The sequence below is a fragment of the Arthrobacter sp. JCM 19049 genome (assembly GCF_001310435.1).
The window spans coordinates 1-590 of record NZ_BAXF01000899.1; the positions used below are offsets into that span (position 1 = coordinate 1).

At 69.2% G+C, this 590-nt stretch carries 1 pseudogene; it reads right to left on the minus strand.

Features of this window, described 5'->3' with window-relative positions:
• Nucleotides 1-369: pseudogene (locus JCM19049_RS17005) on the minus strand (hypothetical protein); the annotation flags it as partial.
• Nucleotides 370-590 lie beyond the last annotated feature (221 nt).

The window sequence follows — 590 nt, forward strand, 5'->3', positions numbered from 1 at the left end:
GTGCTGCGGCACGCTCAGCCCGGCGAACAGGTCCCGCACGCACTGCTGCCAGGTGGGGTCGTGCTCGGCGTCGTAGACGTAGCGCAGGCCCAGCACCCCGTGCTGGCTGGTGCCCAGCAGGTGGTCCTGCCCGCCCTCCAGCGGTTCGCCGCGGTAGCTCAGCGGCAGGTGGTAGACGGTTCCGTCCTGCCGGTCCAGGGCGATGATGAATTCCATGCCGACCTGCCCGGCGGGGTCCTCCAGGCGGAACCCGCCCACGGTGTCCAGCTGCGGGCGCGCGGTCCCGCTAAAGAAGTCCTGCTGCGGCAGCCAGGAGGTCAGCAGCTCGGTCTTGGTCGGATCCATGGTGGTGGCGTAAATGATTCCCATGGCCACAGTGTTCCAAGAAACACCGGTGGGGGCAATGCCGCGGCCGCGGCCTAGAGCCCGTAGGTGTAGACCACCAGGCGAATGTCGGTGTCCGGGACGAACCAGTCGCGTTCCTCGCGGTGGGTGAAGCCCAGCTTCTCGTAGAGCCCGCGCGCGGCGACCAGTGACCGCCGGTGGTCAGTGAGACGGTGTGCACCCGGTCCAGGCTGCGGGCGTGGGCC